This window comes from Microbacterium sp. JC 701, assembly GCF_021026215.1.
GTDB classification, from domain to species: domain Bacteria; phylum Actinomycetota; class Actinomycetes; order Actinomycetales; family Microbacteriaceae; genus Microbacterium; species Microbacterium algihabitans.
The window spans coordinates 719,528-739,941 of record NZ_JAJNCV010000001.1; the positions used below are offsets into that span (position 1 = coordinate 719,528).

At 70.5% G+C, this 20,414-nt stretch carries 21 protein-coding genes; 14 read left to right on the forward strand and 7 right to left on the reverse strand.

The window, feature by feature from the left end:
* Positions 1-18: 18 nt before the first annotated feature.
* Positions 19-882 carry a ketose-bisphosphate aldolase gene (locus LPW41_RS03450; protein WP_230704125.1) on the forward strand — a complete coding sequence of 288 codons (864 nt, stop codon included), beginning with the start codon at positions 19-21 and terminating at the stop codon, positions 880-882.
* A gap of 7 nt (positions 883-889) precedes the next feature.
* Positions 890-2,143 carry an ADP-dependent glucokinase/phosphofructokinase gene (locus LPW41_RS03455; protein ID WP_230704126.1) on the forward strand — a complete coding sequence of 418 codons (1,254 nt, stop codon included), beginning with the start codon at positions 890-892 and terminating at the stop codon, positions 2,141-2,143.
* Between the two features lie 19 nt (positions 2,144-2,162).
* Here the strand turns inward: LPW41_RS03455 and LPW41_RS03460 are convergent, their stop codons facing one another.
* Together LPW41_RS03460 and LPW41_RS03465 are read right to left on the reverse strand one after the other, a co-directional pair.
* Positions 2,163-3,266 carry an aromatic acid exporter family protein gene (locus LPW41_RS03460; protein WP_186325420.1) on the reverse strand — a complete coding sequence of 368 codons (1,104 nt, stop codon included), beginning with the start codon at positions 3,264-3,266 and terminating at the stop codon, positions 2,163-2,165.
* A 98-nt stretch (positions 3,267-3,364) separates the two neighbouring features.
* Positions 3,365-4,327 (reverse strand): alpha/beta fold hydrolase, encoded by a 963-nt coding sequence (locus LPW41_RS03465; protein ID WP_230704127.1) that lies wholly within the window; start codon positions 4,325-4,327, stop codon positions 3,365-3,367.
* 78 nt (positions 4,328-4,405) lie between these two features.
* On the opposite strand from LPW41_RS03465, the gene LPW41_RS03470 reads away from it, so the two are divergent.
* Complete coding sequence (locus LPW41_RS03470) at positions 4,406-4,645, forward strand: DUF3072 domain-containing protein (protein ID WP_144829936.1); 240 nt, start codon at positions 4,406-4,408, stop codon at positions 4,643-4,645.
* Between the two features lie 39 nt (positions 4,646-4,684).
* Here LPW41_RS03470 and LPW41_RS03475 read toward each other — a convergent pair whose 3' ends face one another.
* The gene (locus tag LPW41_RS03475; protein WP_144829931.1) at positions 4,685-5,173 is read right to left on the reverse strand and encodes a MarR family winged helix-turn-helix transcriptional regulator; all 489 of its coding nucleotides are present in this window, start codon (positions 5,171-5,173) and stop codon (positions 4,685-4,687) included.
* A gap of 138 nt (positions 5,174-5,311) precedes the next feature.
* Here LPW41_RS03475 and LPW41_RS03480 point away from each other — a divergent pair, with 138 nt between their 5' ends.
* Both LPW41_RS03480 and LPW41_RS03485 read left to right on the forward strand, forming a co-directional pair.
* Positions 5,312-5,839, forward strand: coding sequence for a MarR family winged helix-turn-helix transcriptional regulator (locus LPW41_RS03480; protein WP_154096226.1), 528 nt, complete (start codon positions 5,312-5,314; stop codon positions 5,837-5,839).
* 90 nt (positions 5,840-5,929) lie between these two features.
* Positions 5,930-6,184, forward strand: a complete 255-nt coding sequence (locus LPW41_RS03485) for a hypothetical protein (protein ID WP_154096225.1) — start codon at positions 5,930-5,932, stop codon at positions 6,182-6,184.
* A 1-nt stretch (position 6,185) separates the two neighbouring features.
* On the opposite strand, the gene LPW41_RS03490 is transcribed toward LPW41_RS03485, so the two are convergent.
* Positions 6,186-6,497, reverse strand: coding sequence for a hypothetical protein (locus LPW41_RS03490; protein ID WP_144829922.1), 312 nt, complete (start codon positions 6,495-6,497; stop codon positions 6,186-6,188).
* A gap of 125 nt (positions 6,498-6,622) precedes the next feature.
* On the opposite strand from LPW41_RS03490, the gene LPW41_RS03495 reads away from it, so the two are divergent.
* Positions 6,623-6,940: a hypothetical protein gene (locus LPW41_RS03495; RefSeq protein ID WP_056226105.1), complete on the forward strand. Its 318-nt coding sequence runs from the start codon at positions 6,623-6,625 to the stop codon at positions 6,938-6,940.
* Positions 6,941-6,946: 6 nt separating this feature from the next.
* Here the strand turns inward: LPW41_RS03495 and LPW41_RS03500 are convergent, their stop codons facing one another.
* The gene (locus tag LPW41_RS03500; protein ID WP_144829919.1) at positions 6,947-7,273 is read right to left on the reverse strand and encodes a hypothetical protein; all 327 of its coding nucleotides are present in this window, start codon (positions 7,271-7,273) and stop codon (positions 6,947-6,949) included.
* 118 nt (positions 7,274-7,391) lie between these two features.
* On the opposite strand from LPW41_RS03500, the gene LPW41_RS03505 reads away from it, so the two are divergent.
* The 7 genes from LPW41_RS03505 (at position 7,392) to treZ (ending at position 16,168) form a co-directional block, all read left to right on the forward strand.
* Entirely contained in the window at positions 7,392-7,535 is a 144-nt protein-coding gene (locus tag LPW41_RS03505) for a hypothetical protein (protein ID WP_186325419.1), read from the forward strand.
* Positions 7,536-7,577: 42 nt separating this feature from the next.
* Complete coding sequence (locus LPW41_RS03510) at positions 7,578-8,255, forward strand: GTP pyrophosphokinase family protein (RefSeq protein WP_144829916.1); 678 nt, start codon at positions 7,578-7,580, stop codon at positions 8,253-8,255.
* A 45-nt stretch (positions 8,256-8,300) separates the two neighbouring features.
* Positions 8,301-9,152: a transposase gene (locus tag LPW41_RS03515; protein WP_230704128.1), complete on the forward strand. Its 852-nt coding sequence runs from the start codon at positions 8,301-8,303 to the stop codon at positions 9,150-9,152.
* Positions 9,149-9,634, forward strand: a complete 486-nt coding sequence (locus LPW41_RS03520) for a glutaminase (RefSeq protein ID WP_144829910.1) — start codon at positions 9,149-9,151, stop codon at positions 9,632-9,634. The genes LPW41_RS03515 and LPW41_RS03520 overlap by 4 nt, the downstream gene beginning before the upstream one ends.
* Before the next feature lie 81 nt (positions 9,635-9,715).
* Positions 9,716-11,938: a glycogen debranching protein GlgX gene (glgX, locus tag LPW41_RS03525; protein WP_230704129.1), complete on the forward strand. Its 2,223-nt coding sequence runs from the start codon at positions 9,716-9,718 to the stop codon at positions 11,936-11,938.
* 5 nt (positions 11,939-11,943) lie between these two features.
* Positions 11,944-14,349, forward strand: coding sequence for a malto-oligosyltrehalose synthase (treY, locus tag LPW41_RS03530; RefSeq protein WP_230704514.1), 2,406 nt, complete (start codon positions 11,944-11,946; stop codon positions 14,347-14,349).
* Positions 14,350-14,416: 67 nt separating this feature from the next.
* Positions 14,417-16,168, forward strand: coding sequence for a malto-oligosyltrehalose trehalohydrolase (treZ, locus tag LPW41_RS03535; protein ID WP_230704130.1), 1,752 nt, complete (start codon positions 14,417-14,419; stop codon positions 16,166-16,168).
* Positions 16,169-16,195: 27 nt separating this feature from the next.
* Here treZ and LPW41_RS03540 read toward each other — a convergent pair whose 3' ends face one another.
* Positions 16,196-16,909, reverse strand: a complete 714-nt coding sequence (locus LPW41_RS03540; protein ID WP_230704131.1) for a hypothetical protein — start codon at positions 16,907-16,909, stop codon at positions 16,196-16,198.
* A gap of 172 nt (positions 16,910-17,081) precedes the next feature.
* Entirely contained in the window at positions 17,082-18,200 is a 1,119-nt protein-coding gene (locus LPW41_RS03545) for an ROK family transcriptional regulator (protein WP_230704132.1), read from the reverse strand.
* Positions 18,201-18,261: 61 nt separating this feature from the next.
* On the opposite strand from LPW41_RS03545, the gene LPW41_RS03550 reads away from it, so the two are divergent.
* Positions 18,262-20,409 carry an alpha-galactosidase gene (locus LPW41_RS03550; RefSeq protein ID WP_230704133.1) on the forward strand — a complete coding sequence of 716 codons (2,148 nt, stop codon included), beginning with the start codon at positions 18,262-18,264 and terminating at the stop codon, positions 20,407-20,409.
* Positions 20,410-20,414 lie beyond the last annotated feature (5 nt).

Consider the following 20,414-nt stretch of genomic DNA (forward strand, 5'->3'; position numbering starts at 1 on the left):
CCGAACAAGGAGTCATCCGTGCTTTACACCGGCAAGTCCATCCTCGACGTCGCCAATGCCCACAGCTTCGCCATCCCGGCCTTCAACATCAGCGACTGGGCGATGTTCACCGGGATCATGGACATCAGCGAGGAGAAGAACGCTCCGGTCATCATCGCGATCCACCCCGACGAGGTGTCGCACATCACCACCGACCTGATCCCGGCGATGCACGCCCGCGCGCACCGCTCGAGCGTGCCGGTGGCCATCCACTGGGACCACGGCGGAACGTACGACCAGATCATCACCGCGATCAAGGCCGGCTTCACCTCGGTCATGATCGACGCCTCGCTCGAGCCGTTCGAGCAGAACGTGGCGCTCACCCGCAAGGTCGTCGAGGCCGCCCACGCCGTCGGCGTGCAGGTCGAGGGAGAGCTCGGCACCATCGGCGCGAACGACAGCTACGGCGAGTCGGGAGCGGCCGAGATCATCTACACCAACGTGGACGACGCGGTGCGCTTCGTCGAGCAGACCGGCGTCGACAGCCTCGCGATCGCCATCGGCACCTCGCACGGGCTTTACCCGGCCGAGAAGAACCCCGAGCTGCGCCACGACCTGCTCGAGCAGATCAAGGCCGCCGTCGGCATCCCGCTCGTGCTGCACGGCGGATCGAGCAACCCCGACGCGGAGCTCACCCGCGCGGTGTCGCTCGGCATCAACAAGATCAACATCTCCAGCGACATCAAGGTGGCGTACCACGACCGCATGCGCGAGGTGCTCGGCACCGACCGCCGTTTGCGCGAGCCGAACGCCATCCAGCCCGAGTGCATCGCCGCCATGAAGGTGACCGCCGCTGAGAAGATCGACCTGTTCGGCGCCGCCGGCAAGGCCGACCTCTACTGATCGGACGGTGATCGACGTCATGGCGGAAGACCTCGTGCTCGGACTCGGCGGCACCGTCGACTACGAGATCCGGTGGGATGCCGATGTGCTCTCAGCCCTCGCCGAGAGCTACGGCATCCGTGTCGACGAGTTGACCACCACGACGCCGATCATCGACGAGCGGGCGCTCGTCGTCACCGTGCTCGCCTTCCTCGCCACCGGCGGGGGAGGCGAGCGCTTCGTGCTGTCGTCGGAGATCGTGGAGACCTTCGCCGCGCACTTCGACAAGACCATCACCCTCGGCGGGACGGGGGTGCGCGCGGGGATCGCCCTCGACCGCATCGGCGTGCCCACGGTGCAGCATCTCGTGAGCATCGACGACAACGTGCGGCGTCTGCTGCCCGCGTCGATGAGCATCGTCTCGTCGGCCACGCACGACACCCTCGACCCGCACCTCATCGTGCAGTACCCCGAAGCGACGACGGTGCGTCTGGTCGACGGGGCGGTGACGGCGCGGACGTCGAACCGCATCATCTTCGCGAACGACGCCCCGAACCGCGAGATGGCGATCGCGGCCGGCCTCGGTGACGCCCTCGCCGACGCGGCGGCATTCCTGGTGTCGGGCTTCAACACGATGCAGGATGCCGCTCTGCTCGCGTCGCGGCTCGACGATCTCGTCGCGGCGATGCGGCGCCTCCCGCCCGAGGCCCTCGTCTACTACGAGGACGCGGGGTTCTACCGCCGCGAGCTGTCGGCCCTCGTGCGCGAGCGCCTCCTGGAGCGCATCGACGTCTACGGGATGAACGAGGACGAGCTGCAGGAGTACCTCGCCCGCCCGGTCGACCTGCTCTCGCCGGCCGATGTCTGCGCCGCCCTCGCCGACGCGCACGCGCTGATCCCCGCACGGGCCCTGGTCGTGCACACCCGGTACTGGGCGATCGCGGTCGGCCCCGCAGCGGCCGCGCACCGTGCGGGCCTCGAGAGCGCGGTGCGCACGGCGGCCACGCGCTTCCGGCTCGGTGACGCCTGCACGGCGGCCGACCTCGACGACACCGCGCGCCTGGGCCGACACCCCGGCGGCGAGACGGTCGTCGCCGCCACGGAGCGCGAGCTCGGCGCGACGGGAGTGGCGGCCTTCGTCGTCGACACAGCCCAACCCACCACGATCGGCCTGGGCGACACCTTCGTCGGGGGCTTCCTCGCCGCGGTGCCCGCTGCGGCCCGACGCGCCACCGCCGTCGCCCTCGATCGGGCCCTCGACGCGGCGTGCGGCCGGCTCTGACCCACGGCGGCGGGCGGGGTCAGTGCGCCCCGGTGTCGGCATCCGGATCGGAGAACGGCCCGCACGCCGCGATCACGCGGCGAAGGCTCACGGCCGCGGCCCAGGCGTCGAGGGGTTCGTCGTGCGCCTCGAGTGCGCGAAGACGGTCGGTGAAGGTCGTCAACGCCTCTTCGGCAGCGTGCAGCTGGTCGGCCGTACCGACCGGATCGGGCGGTGTCTCGACCAGGTGCGCCACCGTCGTGATCGCTTCGGAGAGGACCCGGCGCGCGTCGGCGGGGAGCTTGGCGTCGACGGAGGGACCGCTGGTGAGGCCGGCGAGGGCGGCGGAGAGTTCCCGCGTGGCGTCGGCCGTGCCCGTCAGGGCGTCGAGGCGCCGCCGGCCGAGGTCCCGCGGCGCCTGCAGCCGGCGACCGCGCGGGTTGTAGCGGCGGCTCTCGTCGGCCAGTTCGACCTCTTCGCGCACATCGGCGAGGGTGCCGCGCAGGCGAGCTTCGGCCTCGTCCGCGGCGTCGGGGTCGAACGAGTGGCCGGCGAGCGAATCGGCGATGCTCCGCAGCGACGCGGCGAGCGCGTCGCGCAGTTCGGCGAGGCGGTCGTCGGCGCGCTTCACGCGCAGGGGCGGGACGACGACGAGGTTCACGATCACGCCGACCACGACGCCGAACGCCATGGTGACGAGGTACGACACGGAGTAGCCGTCGGGGTCGGCGCCGCCCAGCAGCAGCACGAAGAGCCCGGCGATGGCCACCCAGTCGCGGCCCACGCCGAGGGCGCGGACCCCCGCGAGGAGCACGCCGATCAGGATGACGGCGGCCACGGCGGCGATGCGCGGCACGCCGAGGCCCACGACGGCGAGGCTGGCGAGCCCCAGGCCGATGCCGATCCCCAGCCCGACCACGGCCTGCACGCCACTGGAGGCCGATCGCGCGACCGTCGGATACATGCTGACGAGCACCCCGAGCGGCGCGTAGTACGAGTACTCGCTCTGCGCCCACGGCACGTACGGCGCGAGATACCAGGCGAGAGCGGCGGCGACGGCCGTCTTGGCGGCGAGCAGCAGGCGGTCGGCGGTCACCGCGTCGGCCCACCACCGTCGGGGGTCGAGGGCGGGGGGAACGTTCACAGGCACAGCGTGCGGGGGCGAGGCGACACCACCCCATGCTGCGTGCTCGCGCCGATCTCGTCGCGGGGGTTGCCGCCGCGCGACGGGGCGGGTAGCCCTCACCCCTTCGGGCGGTAGGCCCTCCAGAGCACCCGGGCGTGACGGGCCTTGGCGCGCTCCACGCCGTTCTCGTCCTTGCGGGCGGCGCTGATCCATTCGGCGAGGCGACTGGCCACCGCTCCGAGCACCATGCTGATGTCGGCGTGCGTCGCGGGCGGCACTGCGGCTTCGGCCGCCGGCATCCGCCCCTTTGGTCCCAGATCGTCGTCGATGTGCCGGAAGACCAGCCGCGCGACGCCGACCGCGTGGCTGTTGACGACGCAGTGCGCGGCGCCCTCGATCTCCCATCGGCGGGCGCTGCGGGCGCGCGCGACGAGACGGGAGTGCAACCGCCGCGGCGACGGGCGATCGAACTCGCCGCGCAGCAGGAGCAGGCGCGCGTGCCCCGCGCCGACGCGGTCCGAGATGCGGTAGCGGAGCATGTGGGGGAGCGCCTCGAAGAAGTACAGCACTCCGCACAGCAGGTAGGCCGAGACGGCCAGGAGGGCGATGTGCAGCGACTCTCGCACGGTCGACTGCACGAAGCGCACGGCCTGGACGAGGGCGTTGGCCTCCGCCTCGTCGACGACCGGACTCACGAGGACGGCGTGCGAGAGGTCGGGGCGCCGGGCGAGCACCTCGGTGACCACCTGCGTCCCCATCGAATGGCCGAGCAGAACGGGGTCGACGAGGTCGTAGTGGTCGAGCACGCTCTCGACCTGGTCGGCGAAGAACGCGGCGGTGGGCTGTTCTCCGGATGCCGGGACCCCACCGAAACCGGGCAGATCGAGCGCGAACACCTCTCCGCGTTCGGCGAGCAGCGGAGCGAGGAACTCGAAATAGGTCGCGGCGACGCCGATGCCGGCGATGAGGACGAAGGCGCGGTCCGCCCGCGCTCCGGTCGACATGCGCGTGACGCGCGTGCGGACCGCGCCCCGCCGGTGCGTCTCGACCTGCACGTCGATGGAGGAGGAGTCGGCCATCGATCCAGGATGCCGTACGCCACGGCATCCGCTGTCAATCCCGGACCCGACGTCGCAGGTGCGGCCTAGCCTTCCTGCATGAGCGATACTTCCCGTGAACACGAGACCCTCGGCGCACAGCGAGAGGGCGACAACCCCGCAGAGAAGGACCCGTCGGACTGGGTCACCGGTGACGAGCCGATGACCGCGCCGCAGGCCAGCTACCTCGACACCCTCGCCCGTCAGGCCGGAGAGGAGATCTCCGCCGACCTCACCAAGGCCGAGGCATCCGAGCAGATCGAGCGTCTGCAGGGCGAAACCGGCCGCTCCACCGAGTGACCCTCACCCCCTGAACGACGAGGCGTCCCCGCGACCGGATCAGGTCGTGCGGGACGCTTCTTCGTCTGCGGAGATGTCGTCGATGTCCTGCTGCTCTCCGCGCGCGATGTCGTCGAGGAAGTCGGCGACCACGCGGCGTTCGGCGGGGCCGAGGCGCGCCGCCGCGGCCACGGCGGAGGAACGACGCACCGACAGCACACGGCGGGCGGGGGATGAGGGGTCGATGGTCTCGCGGACGACGATCGACCGGCGGTCGCCGGGGTACGGCTCGCGCGCGACCCAGCCGGCGTCGGCGAGGCGGTCGATGAGCGCCGTGGTCGCCGCCGACGAGATGCCGAGCATCGAGGCGAGCAGACGAGGGGTGACGGGTTCGTCGTCGGGGGAGCGCTGCAGCAGGAAGCGCAGCACCTTCGCGTCGTTGGGGCCGATGCCCAGGGAGTTCAGCGCCGCTCGCTCCGAAGCGATGCCCGAGTCGGTGAGGTCGTTGAGCGCTCTGACCACGTCGTCGGCGGAGGCCGTGTGTCGCATCTCTCCTCCTCAGGTGTCTCGGTGATCTAGTGGTTTCGAACCCGATCAAGTAGGCGACTGTTGTATTCCGCCATGCTACCTGTCGATCAACCGCAGGGGCAGGGGGCTGGACGAGCGGCTCTGACATAGGATGCCCAGGTGGAAAACGGGTCGGAAGCGTCGCGCTATTGGTACGGCGCGAGTGAAGAGGATCGCCGCCGTCGCGCGGTCGACGTGCTCCAGGCCTTCCGCGTGTACCGCGCCGCCGAGGTGGCGATGCGTCGTCGCACGCGCGAATCGATGTCGATGGGCGAGAACGAGCTGCTCGTGCTGCGCTACCTGCTGAGGGCCGCCGGCCAGAACCGACAGGTCTCGCCGAGCGAGCTCACCCGTTACCTGGGCGTCTCCACGGCGTCCACCACCGCGATCGTCGACCGACTCGAGAAGACCGGACACGTCACGCGCGTGCCGCATCCCACCGACCGCCGCAGCATCTTCATCGTGGCCACGACCGAGAGCGACGACGAGGTGCGGGCCACGCTGGGCGACATGCACGCCCGCATGATGTCGGCCGTCGTCGACATGTCGCCCGAAGACAGTGCCGCGGTCATCGCGTGCCTCGGGCGCCTGCAGGATGCCGTGGACCAGGTCGACCCGCACCCGGTCGAGGTCGACGTCGCCCCCTGAACCCCGATCGCGAACGAGGCGAGTAGCTAGGCGGCCTTCTTTCCCCCGCAGCATTAGGCGGGCGTGACAGCGCGTGAAACCATGGGGGACATGGACGACGATGCACGCGATGCGGTGATCTCTGCGCGCTCGAGCGACGTCGTCCGCGAGGTCGACGGCGTGCTGGTCGCTCCGTTCCGCGAGGTCCTCGGTCGCCTGCGCGCGGACTACCCCGACGAAGATCCCGGCCGTATCGAGGCGATCGTGCTGCGCGAGTGGGAGGCCTTCTCGGCCGGGCGTCCGCTCGTGGTGCCGACCGCCGTCGAAGACGGGGCCCGCGAGATCCTCGGTCCGCCGCTCGTCTGAGTCACGACCCGGGGTGCTCGGGCTCGGGCACGATCAGAAGACCGCCCGAGGAGTTGGCCGAGGTGGCGAGGGCTTCGATCCACGAACGGCTCAGGAGAGCAGGCTCGGGCTCGTCGAACACGAACCGCAGCGGGATCGACGGATGCAGCCACACGGTGCTGCGGCCGACCTCCTGGTCGGGCCCGTGCGTCCACGACAGGGTGAAGCTCTCGCCGCGGCGGAGCTTGGTGGCGATGACGACCTTGACGTGCGCGAGGGCGCGGTCTTCGATCTCGATCGGCGTCGCGACGTCGCCGTAGTAGAGCGTTCCCACACCCGCAACGGTAGTCGCGACCTCGAGGGCCGATCGCGGGGGTTGATTCGCGTCCGGTGACGTGGCAATGACGGGTCGTTCCGCGGAAGCGGTCCCATCTGCGTTCCTCGGATAGGCTCGTGCGCATGGGCAGATTCATCTACGACACCGTCGCCAATGCGGTCGACATCGATGACCGCACGCTCGCGCACCTGCGCATCGTCGTGATGAACAAGCTGCGCCGGTCGGAGTCGTTCATGTTCGACGTCGAGGTCGGAGACGGCAGCGGGCGTCGCAGCTTCTGGATGCACCCCTCGGTGCCCATCCAGTTCCACTTCTACGGCAGCCGTCAGCCGCGCATCAACCGCGTGTGGGTCGAAGACCTCATGCTCGCGGCATCCGGCCCCAATGGGCTGGCGATCACTCCCGAACCGAGCGAAGACGCCCTCGTCGAAGAGGGCTGACCCGCCTCAGTGCTTCTCGGCTTCTTCGGCCGGGGTGATGTCTTCGGGCACGAGCATGATGCCGCCCGAGGAGTTGGCCGAATCGGCCAGGCGCTCGATCCACTCGCGGCTGAGCATCGTCGGCTCGGCGTCGTCGAAGACGAAGCGCAGCGGGATCGCCGGGTGCAGCCACAGCGTGCTGCGGCCGCGTTCCTCGTCGTCGCGGTGACGCCACGAGAGCGTGAAGCTCTCACCGCGACGCAGCTTGGTGGAGATCACGACCTTGAGGTGCGCGAGGGCGCGGTCTTCGATGTGCACGATCGTGCCGCTGCCGCCGTAGTGAATGGTCCCCATGCGGCCCACGATACGCCAGGACACCCGGGGGGTACGCGGGGCGTCGGCGAGTGTCAAGGGCGGGGGTCGCGCACCCCGGGCGTGTCATCGTGAGGGGAATGCACGGAAGGAGGGCGCCGTGACATCTCCCCCGAATCCCTGGCACCCTGAACCTGCGGATGGCCACGACGACGATCTTCCCGACGTCTTCGACGGTCTGACCGCGATCGACGTCGTCGACGGCGAGCTCGTTCCGCGTGCTCCCGCGCCGCCGCGAGCGTGAGGCTCCCAGCGACCTCGTAGCGCTGCTGGTTACGGTCGGATCATGTCTGACCCGCTGGACGATCAGCAGATCACCGTTTCGGGGGCCGCGCTGCGCGCGATGCGCGACGAGTTCCAGCGGTTCCTCATGGAGTACCGCTTCGGGCTCGCCGAGGTCGAGACGAAGATCTCGATCCTGCGCGAAGAGTTCCAGGAGATGCACGCGTACAACCCGATCGAGCACGTCTCGAGCCGGGTGAAGTCGCCCGACAGTCTCGTCGACAAGGTGCGCCGCAAGGGCATCGACACCGACTTCGCGTCGATCAGGTCGACGATCACCGACATCGCCGGCATCCGGGTCACGTGCAGCTTCATCGACGACGCCTACCGGCTCTCCGACCTGCTCACCCAGCAGGACGACATCACCGTCCGCGACGTGAAGGACTACATCGCCCAGCCGAAGGCGAACGGCTACAAGAGTCTGCACGTGATCGTCGAGGTGCCCGTGTTCCTGTCGACCGGCAGGGTGGACGTGCCCGTCGAGGTGCAGTTCCGCACGATCGCGATGGACTTCTGGGCGAGCCTCGAGCACAAGATCTACTACAAGTACGACCGGCTCGTCCCCTCCGACCTCCTCGACGAGCTGAAGGACGCCGCCGACATCGCGGCAGAACTCGATCACCGCATGGAGCGCCTGCACCGCGAGATCCGGGGGCCGCGGCCGGGAGTCGTCTCCCTCTGAGGGCATCGAGTGGCCCGGGCGGGCCGCGGTGGTCACAATGGAGGGATGAGCGACGACGCCGCCCGCCTCGACGAGGTCGCCGCAGAGCTGCTCGCGCTGCCGCCGGCGCGCTTCACCGCGGCGCGCAACGAACGTGCCGCTGCGGAGTCGGGGGCGGTGGGCCGACGCATCGCGAAGCTGCGCAAGCCCACGGTGGCCGCGTGGGCCGTGAACCTGCTCGTGCGCGACGGGCAGCTCGGCGAGGCCGTCGAGCTGTCGCGGGCCCTGCACGAGGCGCAGGACGACCTCGACGCCGCTGAACTGTCTCGGCTGGGGCGTCAACGCCGGCAGCTGGTGGCCGCGCTCGCGCGGCGGGCCGGAGAGCTCGCGGCCGAGGCCGGAACGCCCCTCAGCGCGACGGTGGCGGATGCCGTGCAGAAGACGATCAACGCCGCGGTGGTCGACGAGTCGGTGGCGGCGGCCGTGCTCACCGGGCGCCTCGTCGCCCCGATCGACCTCGCCGATCTCGGCGAGGGAGAGCTGACGACGGCCGTCGCGGGGTCGGTTCCCGAGGCGCTCCCGGCGCCGCAGCCGCGCGACGACCTCGCCGCACGCCGGGAGCGCAAGGCCGCCGAGCGTGCGGAACGCGAAGCGGAGCGCGCGCACGCCGCCGCCGAGCGGGAGCAGACCGCGGCGGAGCGCCGACGGGTCTCGGCGCAGGAGCGAGCGGAGCGGTTGCGCGAGCGCGTCGATGGGCTCCGCGCCGATCTCGAGCGCGCCGAGGCGGAGGCCGACGACGCCGACGCCGAGCTCGACGAGCGCGAGAAGGAGAGGGCGGATGCCGCTGCGGCGGTGGCGTCGAGCCTCCGCACGCTCGAGAAGGCGCGCGCTGCGCGCGAGGAAGGAGAGCGCGGGTGAACACCGCCGTGGAGGGGATCCTCGCCGCCGCGCGGACGCGGCTGGCCGACGCCCCGCGCGAGCGCCTAGGGGAACTGCAGGAAGGGCGCCGCCTGCTCGGCATCCCGCGGGCCGCGCGCATCGCCCCGCGGGGGACGGCGTGGCATCTCGGAGCGCTGCTGCTCACCGACGACGCGGTGCTGAGCACCGGCGACATCGTGCGCTCGCGCGCCGAGGTGCGCCGCGGATTCGCCGCGGAATCGCAGCGGCGTCGCGCGGAGCTCTCGGCCGCGGCCGCTCGAGGAGGCGTGCCAGAGGGCGAGACGATCCACATCCAATGGGCGCCGGTGGACCTGTCGGCGCTCGGGGAGCGCAGCGCACCGCTCGCGCTCCGGGGCGGGGAGGTGCTCGTGCGCTGGAGCGCCGCGGGCGGGTACATGCCCCTGGAGCGCTACCTCGACGAGCGCATCGAGCTGCTGCGGCATCCGCCCGAGAGGGCATAGAGACCCGCGCGCATAGCCGGGGGTGGGGTGGGTGTCAACTGCCGTGACCACGCAGGTTCGCGGAAACGACGCTGGTCTATCGTGAGCGACGTGCAGCAGGTATGGCCAGGATCCAGTTATCCCCTCGGGGCCACTTACGACGGTAATGGGACGAACTTCGCCCTGTTCAGTGAAGGAGCGGAAAAGGTAGAGCTCTGCCTCTTCGATGAAGACGGAACGGAGACGTGCGTCGAGCTGATCGACGTCGACGCGTTCGTCTGGCACGCTTACCTCCCCAACATCCTGCCCGGGCAGCGCTACGGCTACCGCGTGCACGGGGAGTACGACCCCGCGAACGGCAAGCGCTTCAACCCCGCGAAGCTGCTGCTCGACCCCTACGCGAAGGCCGTCGAGGGCCAGATCGACTGGGGTCAGCCCGTCTTCAGCTACGAGTTCGGCGATCCCGACTCGTTCAACGACGAGGACTCCGCCGCCCACATGATGAAGGGCGTCGTCATCAACCCGTTCTTCGACTGGTCGGGCGACCGTCAGCCGAAGATCCCCTACGCCGAGTCGTTCATCTACGAGGCGCACGTACGCGGCCTCACCCAGCTGCACCCCGACGTGCCCGAGGAGCTGCGCGGCACCTACGCCGGCATCGCCCACCCGGTCGTCATCGAGCACCTCAAGAAGCTCGGCATCACGGCGATCGAGCTCATGCCGGTGCACCAGTTCGTCAACGACTCCACTCTCGAGGAGAAGGGGCTGTCGAACTACTGGGGCTACAACACCATCGCGTTCCTCGCCCCGCAGAACACCTACTCCTCCACCGGTGACCACGGTCAGCAGGTGCAGGAGTTCAAGGCCATGGTCAAGGCCCTGCACGCCGCCGGCATCGAGGTCATCCTCGACGTGGTCTACAACCACACCGCCGAGGGCAACCACATGGGCCCGACGTTGTCGATGCGCGGCATCGACAACGAGGCGTACTACCGCCTCGAAGACGACGACAAGCGCTACTACACGGACTACACCGGCACCGGCAACAGCCTGAACGTGGGCAACCCCCACACGCTGCAGCTGATCATGGACTCGCTGCGCTACTGGGTGCTCGAGATGCACGTCGACGGCTTCCGCTTCGACCTCGCCTCGACCCTCGCCCGCGAGTTCTACGAGGTCGATCGCCTCGCGGCCTTCTTCGAACTCGTGCAGCAGGACCCGATCGTCTCGCAGGTCAAGCTCATCGCCGAGCCGTGGGACGTGGGCCCCGGCGGCTACCAGGTCGGCAACTTCCCGCCCCAGTGGACCGAGTGGAACGGCAAGTACCGCGACACCGTCCGCGACTTCTGGCGCGGTGAGCCGCAGGCCCTCGGCGAGTTCGCCTCGCGCCTCACCGGGTCGGCCGACCTGTACGAGCACTCGGGCCGCTTCCCCGTGGCATCCATCAACTTCGTCACCGCGCACGACGGCTTCACCCTGCGCGACCTCGTGTCGTACAACGAGAAGCACAACGAGGCCAACGGCGAAGACAACAACGACGGCGAATCGCACAACCGCTCGAGCAACATGGGCATCGAAGGTCCCACCGACGACCCCGAGGTGCTCAAGCGCCGTGCGCAGCAGCAGCGCAACTTCATCGCGACGCTGCTGCTCAGCCAGGGTGTTCCGATGCTGCTGCACGGCGACGAACTCGGTCGCACGCAGGGCGGCAACAACAACGGCTACGCGCAGGACAACGAGATCACCTGGGTGGACTGGTCGAACATCGACACCCCGCTGATCGAGTTCACCGCCGCGCTCGCGCGACTGCGCAAGCAGCACCCGACCTTCCGCCGCAGCCGGTTCTTCGACGGTCGCCCCGTGAAGATGGAGGAGGGCGCTCCGGTGCCCGACGTGGTGTGGCTGCGACCCGACGGCTCGCTCATGCAGCCCGAGGACTGGGACAACGGCTTCGGCCTGGCGGTGGGGGTCTTCCTCAACGGCCAGGGCATTCGCGAGCGCGACCGTCGCGGCGAGTCGATCAGCGACGACCACTTCCTCGTGCTGTTCAACGCGGGCGACGACAAGGTCGACTTCCAGCTGCCCGACTTCGAGTACGCCCCCAAGTGGGACGCGTACGTCGACACCGCGGGCGAGCGCGCCAACACCGAGCCGCTCAACCCCGGCGAGACGCTGCCGCTGGAGCCGAAGTCGCTGATGGTGCTCCGCGAGCACCACCTGCCCGAGCCCGAGGTCGACCACTCGGTCGCGGCCTCGCTCACGGCGCAGATCCAGACGCTCGGCACTGACGACCTGCCCGGGCAGGCGCCCAAGCCGGAGCTGTGACCGAGATGCGGCATCCGCTTTCGACGTATCGCCTGCAGATCCGCGAATCGTTCACCCTCGACGACGCCGCCGAGGTCACGGATTACCTCCGTGACCTCGGGGTCTCGTGGGCGTACCTCTCGCCGATTCTCGAGGCCACGCCCGGGTCGGACCACGGCTACGACGTCGTCGACGTCACGCGCGTCGACCCCGCCCGCGGCGGCGCCGAGGGACTCTCGCGCTTCGTGCAGGCGGCGCGCGCGAAGGACCTCGGCATCCTGATCGACATCGTGCCCAACCACATGGGCGTCTCGGAGCCGCGGAGCAATTCGTGGTGGTGGGACGTGCTGCGCCAGGGACGGGCCTCGGCCCATGCCCCCGCCTTCGACATCGACTGGGAGTTCGGCGCGGGCAAGGTGCGCGTGCCGATCCTGGGCGCCGATCTCGCCGAGGTCATCGATGAGATCTCGTACGACCCGACGCCGGCCGACGACGCCCCCGACGGGCTGATCCGCTACTACGACCACGCCTTCCCGGTGGCTCCGGGAACGGGGACGGATGCCGCGGCCTCGGGCTCGCGCGACGCGATCGAGGCTCTGCTCGACGCGCAGAACTTCGAGCTGCGCTTCTGGCAGGACGAAGCGGCCGACCTCAACTACCGCCGCTTCTTCGCCGTGACGACCCTCGCGGGTGTGCGCGTCGAGCTGCCGGAGGTGTTCGAGGCGACCCACGCCGAGATCCTGCGCTGGGTGCGCGAGGGTCTCGCCGACGGCCTGCGGGTGGACCACCCCGACGGTCTCGTCGACCCGGGTGGGTACCTCGACCGCCTCTCGGCCGCCCTGCGAGAGGCGAGCGACGACGAGGTCGGTTATGTACTCGGCGAGAAGATCCTCGAGCACGGTGAAGCCCTGCCCTCGTGGTGGAAGACCGCCGGCACGACCGGATACGACGCGCTCGCCGAGATCGACCGCGTGCTCACGGATCCCGCGGGTGAGGTGCCCCTCGACGCCCTGGATGCGCGCCTGCGCACCGAGAGCGACCTGCCCGCCCTGACCGGCTGGCACGACCTCATCCACGACACCAAGCGCAAGATCGCCGACTCCATCCAGGTGTCGGAGATCCGCCGCATCGTCCGTGGCCTTCCCGCCGAGCTGCGCGAGGAGTTCGAGGCCGAGGTGCTGCAGGACGCCCTCGCCGAGATCCTCGCGTGCTTCCCCGTCTACCGCTCGTACCTCCCGGCGGGGCGCGCGCACCTCGACGCCGCCTCGGGCGAGGCCGAGATCCGCCGCCCCGAGCTCGACGACGTGATCGAGAAGCTCGTGCCGGCCCTCGCCGACACCGACCTCGAGATCGCGTGGCGCTTCCAGCAGACGACCGGACCCGTGATGGCGAAGGGCGTCGAAGACACGGCGTTCTACCGCTACACGCGGCTGGGCTCGCTCACCGAGGTGGGCGGCGACCCGGGCCAGTTCGCGCTCGACGTGCACGGCTTCCACACCGCGCAGGCGCTGCGCCACGCGTCGTGGCCGACCGCGATGACGACGCTCTCGACGCACGACACCAAGCGCGGCGAAGACACGCGTGCGCGCATCGCCGTGCTCGCCGAGATGCCCGAGCGGTGGGCCGCGCGACTCGAGGAGTTCCGCGGCATCGCCTCGACCGGGCACGGTCCCTTCGACGCGCTGCTGTGGCAGGCCATCGTCGGGGCGTGGCCGGCCTCGGCATCCACTCCCGAAGGTCTGAAGGACTACCGCGAACGCCTGCACGCCTACGCCGAGAAGGCCGCGCGCGAGGCGTCGGAGGTCACCGGCTGGTGGGAGCAGGACGAGGCCTTCGAAGAGCGCATGCACGCGCTGGTCGATGCGGCCACCGGTCCCGCGGCCGAGCGCGTGCGCGCGTTCGTCGACGAGATCTCGGCCGACGGCTGGTCGAACGGACTCTCGGCCAAGCTGCTGCAGATCATGGGCCCGGGCGTCCCCGACGTGTACCAGGGCTCGGAGCTGTGGGAGCAGTCGCTGGTCGACCCCGACAACCGTCGGGCCGTGGACTTCGCGGAGCGTCGGCGGCTGCTCTCCTCGATCGACGGGACGGATGCCGTGCGCCCGCCCATCGACGGGACCGGGGCCGCGAAGCTGCTCGTGACCTCGCGCGCGTTGCGTGTGCGGAACGACGTGCCGCTGGACGTCTACCGTCCGCTCGAGGCCGCCGGCGTGGCATCCGATCACGTCGTCGCGTTCGATCGCGGCGGGGTGTTCGCGGTCGCGACGCGCCTGCCCCACGGCCTGCGCACCGCGGGAGGCTGGCGCGACACCGTGCTGCTGCTGCCCGACACGCTGGTCATCGACGTGCTCACGGGCAAGCAGTACCAGGGCGGTCCGACCCGCCTCGGCGAGCTGCTGGCGAAGTATCCCGTCGCTCTGCTGATCTCCTGACCTGCGCGCGGCGGGGTGTGCGCCCCGTCGCGCGACGACCATCTCACGCGCGAAGGAAAGAACCCACATGAGCATCGACGTCTGGGCACCCAAGGCCGAGCGAGTGCGGCTGCGCCGTCTCGACGACAGTGGCGACACCGTCGTCGAAGACGTGGAGATGTCGGCGGATGCCGGCGGGTGGTGGACCGCTCCGGTCGACCTCGCTGACGGCGAGCGGTACGGCTTCGTGCTCGGCGACGGCGACGACCTGCGTCCCGACCCGCGGTCGCGGCGCCAGCCCGGCGGCGTGCACGAGGCGTCGGCGTGGTTCGACCCCTCGGTCTACGCGTGGAACGACGCTGCGTGGACGGGCAAGCAGCTCGCGGGCGGGCTGATCTACGAGCTGCACCTCGGCACCTTCACCCCCGAGGGGACCTTGGATGCCGCGATCGGTCGCCTCGACCACCTCGTCGACCTGGGCGTGACCCACGTCGAGCTGCTCCCGGTGAACGGCTTCAACGGTACGTGGAACTGGGGTTACGACGGGGTGCTCTGGTACACCGTGCACGAGGCCTACGGCGGACCGGAGGCCTACCAGCGCTTCGTCGACGCCGCCCATGCCGCGGGTCTCGCCGTGATCCAGGACGTCGTCTACAACCACCTCGGACCCTCGGGCAACTACCTGCCCCTCTTCGGCGAGTACCTCCGCGAGGGCAGCCGCAACACGTGGGGCGACTCGGTCAACCTCGACGAAGACGCCGTGCGCGCCTACATCGTCGAGAACGCGCTGATGTGGATGAGCGACTACCACGTCGACGGTTTGCGCCTCGATGCCGTGCACGCGCTGCTCGACCACCGCGACCCGCACGTGCTGCAGGAGATCGCCGAGCGCACCGACGCCCTGTCGGCGCACCGCGGCATCCCGCTCACGACCATCGCCGAGAGTGACATGAACGACCCGAAGCTGATCCTCCCGCGCGAGGCCGGCGGCTACGGACTCACCGCGCAGTGGTCGGATGACTGGCATCACACCGCCCACGTCGCCCTGACCGGAGAGACGATCGGGTACTACGAGGACTTCGCCGACCTCGACGCGTTCCGCAAGGTGAGCGAGGGCGGCTTCTTCCACGACGGCACCTACTCGACCTTCCGCGAGGAGAAGCACGGCAAGCCCGTCCCCGCCGACGTGCCGAACTGGCGCCTGGTGACCTTCGCGCAGGACCACGACCAGATCGGCAACCGTGCCGCCGGCGATCGCCTCTCGCAGACGCTCGACTACGACCGCCTCGCCGCGGCCGCCGTGCTCACGCTGACGGCCCCCGGCACGCCGATGCTGTTCATGGGCGAGGAGTGGGGCGCCACCACCCCGTGGCAGTTCTTCACCTCGCACCCCGAGCCCGAGCTCGGCAAGGCCACCGCCGAGGGGCGCATCGCCGAGTTCGAGAAGATGGGCTGGGACGAGTCGACCGTGCCCGACCCGCAGGACCCCTCGACCTTCGAGAACTCGAAGCTCGACTGGGACGAGGTGGGCGAGGGCGACCACGCGCAGCTGCTCGGTCTGTACCGCGAGCTCGCGAAGATCCGCCGCGAGCGCCCCGAGCTCACCGACCCCTCGCGCGAGGGTCTGTCGGCCGCAGCCCGCGAGGCCGAGGGCGGGCGCGTGTACGAGCTGCGTCGCGGCGACCTCCTCGTCGTCGTGAACCTGTCGGATGCCGAGGCGTCGGCCTCCGCGGCATCCGGTGCCCGTGTGCTGCTGGCCACCGCCGAGGGCGTCGTGCTCGACGGCACCACGCTGACGGTGCCTGCCGGAGCGAGCGCGATCGTCGCACCGGCTCTCTAAGCGAGGCGGTTCTCCGAGGCCTCCAGGTCAGTCTTCCCGCAGAAGCAGCTCTCCCGCATATATGGGGCAGGCGTCGAGAAGCTCTCCGACTCGGCTGTTCTCGGTAAGCCACGACGCGAGACCGTCGTCCAGGTACCTGGCGATCTCGATGACTGACGCGTGGGCTGTTTCGAGGTCCAGGCGCACCGGCTCATCGGAGTGGTGGCGTTCACCCACGAGAGGTATGCCCCAGATGATGTGTTCGTGGTGAGCAATCCGGTTGCGGAGGACCTGAACTCTCCGCGCGACATTCTCCACACGCTGGCGTTCGACATCTCCTACGCCGGGGAAGGCTCGACGAACGGCGGCCTTCCAGATAGTCGTGTCATAGATCCGACGCTCACGAATGCCGTTGCGTTCGGCGAACTGCCCGCGGCCGAGCAACTTCACCCAGAAACCGAACATCAGGGAAGCGACGAGCTTGCCGTGCCGCAGTGAGGGGTCATCAGGGAGCTTGCTGAGGCGGATGCGTCCTTTCGCCTCCTCGACAAGTTCGGTCCCGTCCTCGTCCGGAAGTGACCGGTCGTCGTACCACTCCAGCCCGTACCGGTCGGCGAGCTCCCTCGCCATGGCCGAGCGCATGGCGACCTCGACGTGACCGAGATCCTCGAAAACAGCGAGCGCCACAGAGTTGGCCCAGCGATAGAGATCGACACCGTCGACGTCCTGATCGTGTCGGCATGCGTCGTCGTAGCGTTGCATGCGAACCGCGGGGATCGTTGCGCGAAGACGATGCATGAGACCTCATTGCCGACGGGATCTGTTCGAAGTAAAATATCGAACAGCCCCCGACGCAGCGCACCTCGTGTGACGGTCGGGGTTTCTCTTTCGGCTGCCGCAGATTGGCGTAGTCGCGTGCGGGGAACGGCGTCGTTCAGTCGCTGAGCGAGATGCGGCCCATCGCTGCCTGGATCGCCACCGCCGCGGCTCCCCGCGCCCAGGCGGAGAAGCCCGAGCGGTCGGGGTGGATCGAGACGGCGGATGCCGAGCGCTCGCGGCCGCGCGCGAGAGACGCCTCGACCCGGTCGCGCACCAGATCGAACGCCTCCACGCCTTCTCCGGCGAGCACGATGTCGGACTGCAGCGACAGGTTGGCGGCGAGGGCGCACAGGGTTCCGAGGGCGTCGCCTGCGGCTTCCATGACGGTGCGGGCGGCGGGCTCGCCGGCGCGGGCGAGCGAGAGGGCCTCGTCGTACCCGACCTGTCGGCCGAGGGTGTCGGAGACCCGAGCCGAGATCGCGGTCGTCGTCAGCAGGGCGGCGGCGCAGCCGCGGTGCCCCTCGGGGCAGGCGGGGCCGTCGGCCATGAGCGGGAGGTGGCCGACGGTGCCGACCCCGGCATCGGGGGTGCGCACGGTACGTCCGTCGATCACGAGGCCGAAGCCCACTCCCGCGCCGACGGTCACGATCGCGAAGCCCGGGAGGTCGCGACCCACTCCGAACCAGCGCTCGGCCTCGGCGAGGGCGACGACGTCGTTCTCGAGGGCGACCGGCACGTCGAGGCGCGCCGCGAGCGCATCGGCGAGGGCGACGTCACGCCAGCCGAGGAAGGGGGCGTCGACGGCGACCCCGTCGCGCACGGCGCCGCCCAGGCTCACGCCGATCCCGCGCACATCGCTCAGCCCGAGCGCCGCGACCGCGGTGGCGATCTCGTCGATCACGGCCTCCGGCGTCGAACCCGACAGGCGACGGTCGGAGCGCTCGCGCACCTCGGCCCGGATGTCGGTCGCGACGAGGTAGAGGTGATCGCCGGTGAGCTTGACGCCGACGAACGTCCCGGCCGTGGGCGAGATGTCGAGCGGCCGCGAGGGGCGCCCGACCGAACCGTCGACGTCGTCGTCGAGCTCGATCAGGATGCCGGCGTCCACCAGGGGGCGGGTCAGGCGGGTGAGGCTCGGCGGCGAAAGGTGCAGGCGCGCGGCGAGGGCGGTGCGCGACAGGGGGCCGTGGGTCAGCACGGCGCGGGCGACGGCGGCTTCGCTCTCGGTGAGCATCGCGCCTCCGTCCCGTTCGCCCACAGCAGGCGGGCATTTGTTTCGTGGTAGAAATAATGCCATGTCGCACACCGTCGTCGCACCCGAGACCCCTCCGGCGGCGCACCTCCGCGCAGGCGGCACCAGCGTCGTCATCGACCTCACCGCGCTGCCCGCGCCCGCCATCATCCACTGGGGGCCCGACCTCGGCGCCCTCGACGGGGATGCGCTCTCGTCGATGGTCGTGGCCGCGCGTCCGCAACGCGTCTCGGGCGGCATCGACCAGACGCCCCGCCTCACGATCGTGCCGACGGCCGCGGCCGGCTGGCCCGGCGCTCCCGGATACGAGGGAGGGCGCGGCGGCGTCGTGCAGGGAACGGTCTTCTCCCTGGCATCCGTCGACTCCACCCCCGACGCCGTGACGCTGCACCTCGTCGACGCCCAGCGCGCTCTGCGTCTGCGCGCGGATCTTCGGGTGGATGCCGCGGGCCTGTTCTCGCAGACGCTCACGGTGGTCAACGACGGGACCGACGACCTCGTCGTCTCGACCCTGCAGCCGAGCTTCCCGCTGCCGTGGGAGGCCACCGAGATTCTCGACACCACCGGCCGCCACCTGCGCGAGCGCTCGTCGCAGCGCCACGCCTTCACCTTCGGCACGCACCTGCGCGAGAGTCGCCGCGGTCGCCCCGGTGCCGACGCGACCCTGCTGCTCGCCGCCGGACGACCGGGCTTCGGGTTCGAGACGGGTCTGGTGCACGGCATCCACGTCGCGTGGAGCGGCAACCAGCGCGTGTTCGCCGAGCGGCTGCCGCTGGGCGAGGCGCTGCTCGCGGGCGGCGAGATGGCCGCGTGGGGCGAGATCGTGCTCGCACCGGGCGCCGAGGTCTCGTCGCCGCTCGTCTACGGGTCGTGGGGCGACGGTCTCGACGAGCTCGCCGCGCGATTCCACGACACCTGGCGCGCCCGGCCGCAGCACCCGGAGCGCCCGCGCCCGATCACCCTCAACACGTGGGAGGCCGTCTACTTCGACCACCGCCTGCCGAAGCTGCTGCAGCTGGCCGACGTCGCCGCCGAGATCGGCGTGGAGAGGTTCGTGCTCGACGACGGCTGGTTCCGCGGCCGCCGCGACGACACCGCCGGTCTCGGCGACTGGTTCGTCGACGAGGGCGTCTGGCCCGACGGACTGAGCCCGCTCGCCGACCACGTCACGGGCCTCGGCATGGAGTTCGGCCTGTGGTTCGAGCCCGAGATGCTCAACCCCGACAGCGACGTCGCCCGCGCGCACCCCGAGTGGATCCTGCGTGGCCGTGAGGAGCTGCCGCCCTCGGCGCGCCAGCAGCAGGTGCTGAACCTCGCGCACCCCGGCGCGTACGCGTACATCCTCGAGCGGATGACCGAGGTGCTGCGGGCCTACCCGATCGCCTACGTGAAGTGGGACCACAACCGCGATCTCGTGGATGCCGCGACCGGGCCCGGCGGCGGCTCGGCCGTGCACGCCCACACGCTCGCCGTGTACCGGCTGCTCGACGAGCTGAAGGAGAGCTTCCCGGGCCTCGAGATCGAGAGCTGCGCCTCGGGCGGGGCGCGCGTCGACCTCGGCATCCTGGACCGGACCGACCGTATCTGGACGAGCGACTGCCTCGATCCGGTCGAGCGGCTCGAGACGCAGCGCTACACCGCCCTGGTCGTGCCGCCCGAGATGATGGGCATGCACCTGACCACCCCGCACGTGCACTCGACCGGCCGCACGGTGTCTCTCGCCTTCAGCGGAGCCGTCGCGTTGTTCGGTCACTTCGGCATCGAGTGGGACCTGACCACGCTCGACGAGCGCGACCGTGCCGTCGTGGGGGAGTGGGTCGCCCTCGCGCGGCGGGTGCGTCCGCTGGTGGCGACGGGGCGTCTCGTGAACGTCGATGTCGCCGACCCAGGGCTCGACGTGCGCGGAGTCGTCTCGGCCGATCGCGACCAGGCGTTCTTCACCATCGCGCAGACGCAGACCCTGATCGCCTCACCCGCGGGACGCGTGCGTCTGCCGGGCCTCGATCCCGACCGCACCTACCGCGTGCGCCTGGTGACCCCGGGCGGCCTCGTGCAGGAGCCCGCGCAGTCGCCCTTGCCGTGGGCCCACCTCGACACCGAGCTCACCGGGCGCCAGCTGGCCGTGGCCGGCATTCGTCCGCCCGTGCAGAACCCCCAGCAGGCGGTGGTGGTGGAGCTGACGGCTCGCTGAGCCCC

Coding starts and splice junctions, on each gene's coding strand:
- LPW41_RS03465 (WP_230704127.1), bottom strand. CDS start 4,327: ATGGCCGACTCCTCCTCCATCGACGTGCAGGTCGAGACGCACCGGCGG.
- LPW41_RS03470 (WP_144829936.1), top strand. CDS start 4,406: ATGAGCGATACTTCCCGTGAACACGAGACCCTCGGCGCACAGCGAGAG.
- LPW41_RS03475 (WP_144829931.1), bottom strand. CDS start 5,173: ATGCGACACACGGCCTCCGCCGACGACGTGGTCAGAGCGCTCAACGAC.
- LPW41_RS03485 (WP_154096225.1), top strand. CDS start 5,930: ATGGACGACGATGCACGCGATGCGGTGATCTCTGCGCGCTCGAGCGAC.
- LPW41_RS03495 (WP_056226105.1), top strand. CDS start 6,623: ATGGGCAGATTCATCTACGACACCGTCGCCAATGCGGTCGACATCGAT.
- LPW41_RS03500 (WP_144829919.1), bottom strand. CDS start 7,273: ATGGGGACCATTCACTACGGCGGCAGCGGCACGATCGTGCACATCGAA.
- LPW41_RS03510 (WP_144829916.1), top strand. CDS start 7,578: ATGTCTGACCCGCTGGACGATCAGCAGATCACCGTTTCGGGGGCCGCG.
- LPW41_RS03515 (WP_230704128.1), top strand. CDS start 8,301: ATGAGCGACGACGCCGCCCGCCTCGACGAGGTCGCCGCAGAGCTGCTC.
- treY (WP_230704514.1), top strand. CDS start 11,944: ATGCGGCATCCGCTTTCGACGTATCGCCTGCAGATCCGCGAATCGTTC.
- treZ (WP_230704130.1), top strand. CDS start 14,417: ATGAGCATCGACGTCTGGGCACCCAAGGCCGAGCGAGTGCGGCTGCGC.
- LPW41_RS03540 (WP_230704131.1), bottom strand. CDS start 16,909: ATGCAACGCTACGACGACGCATGCCGACACGATCAGGACGTCGACGGT.
- LPW41_RS03545 (WP_230704132.1), bottom strand. CDS start 18,200: ATGCTCACCGAGAGCGAAGCCGCCGTCGCCCGCGCCGTGCTGACCCAC.
- LPW41_RS03550 (WP_230704133.1), top strand. CDS start 18,262: ATGTCGCACACCGTCGTCGCACCCGAGACCCCTCCGGCGGCGCACCTC.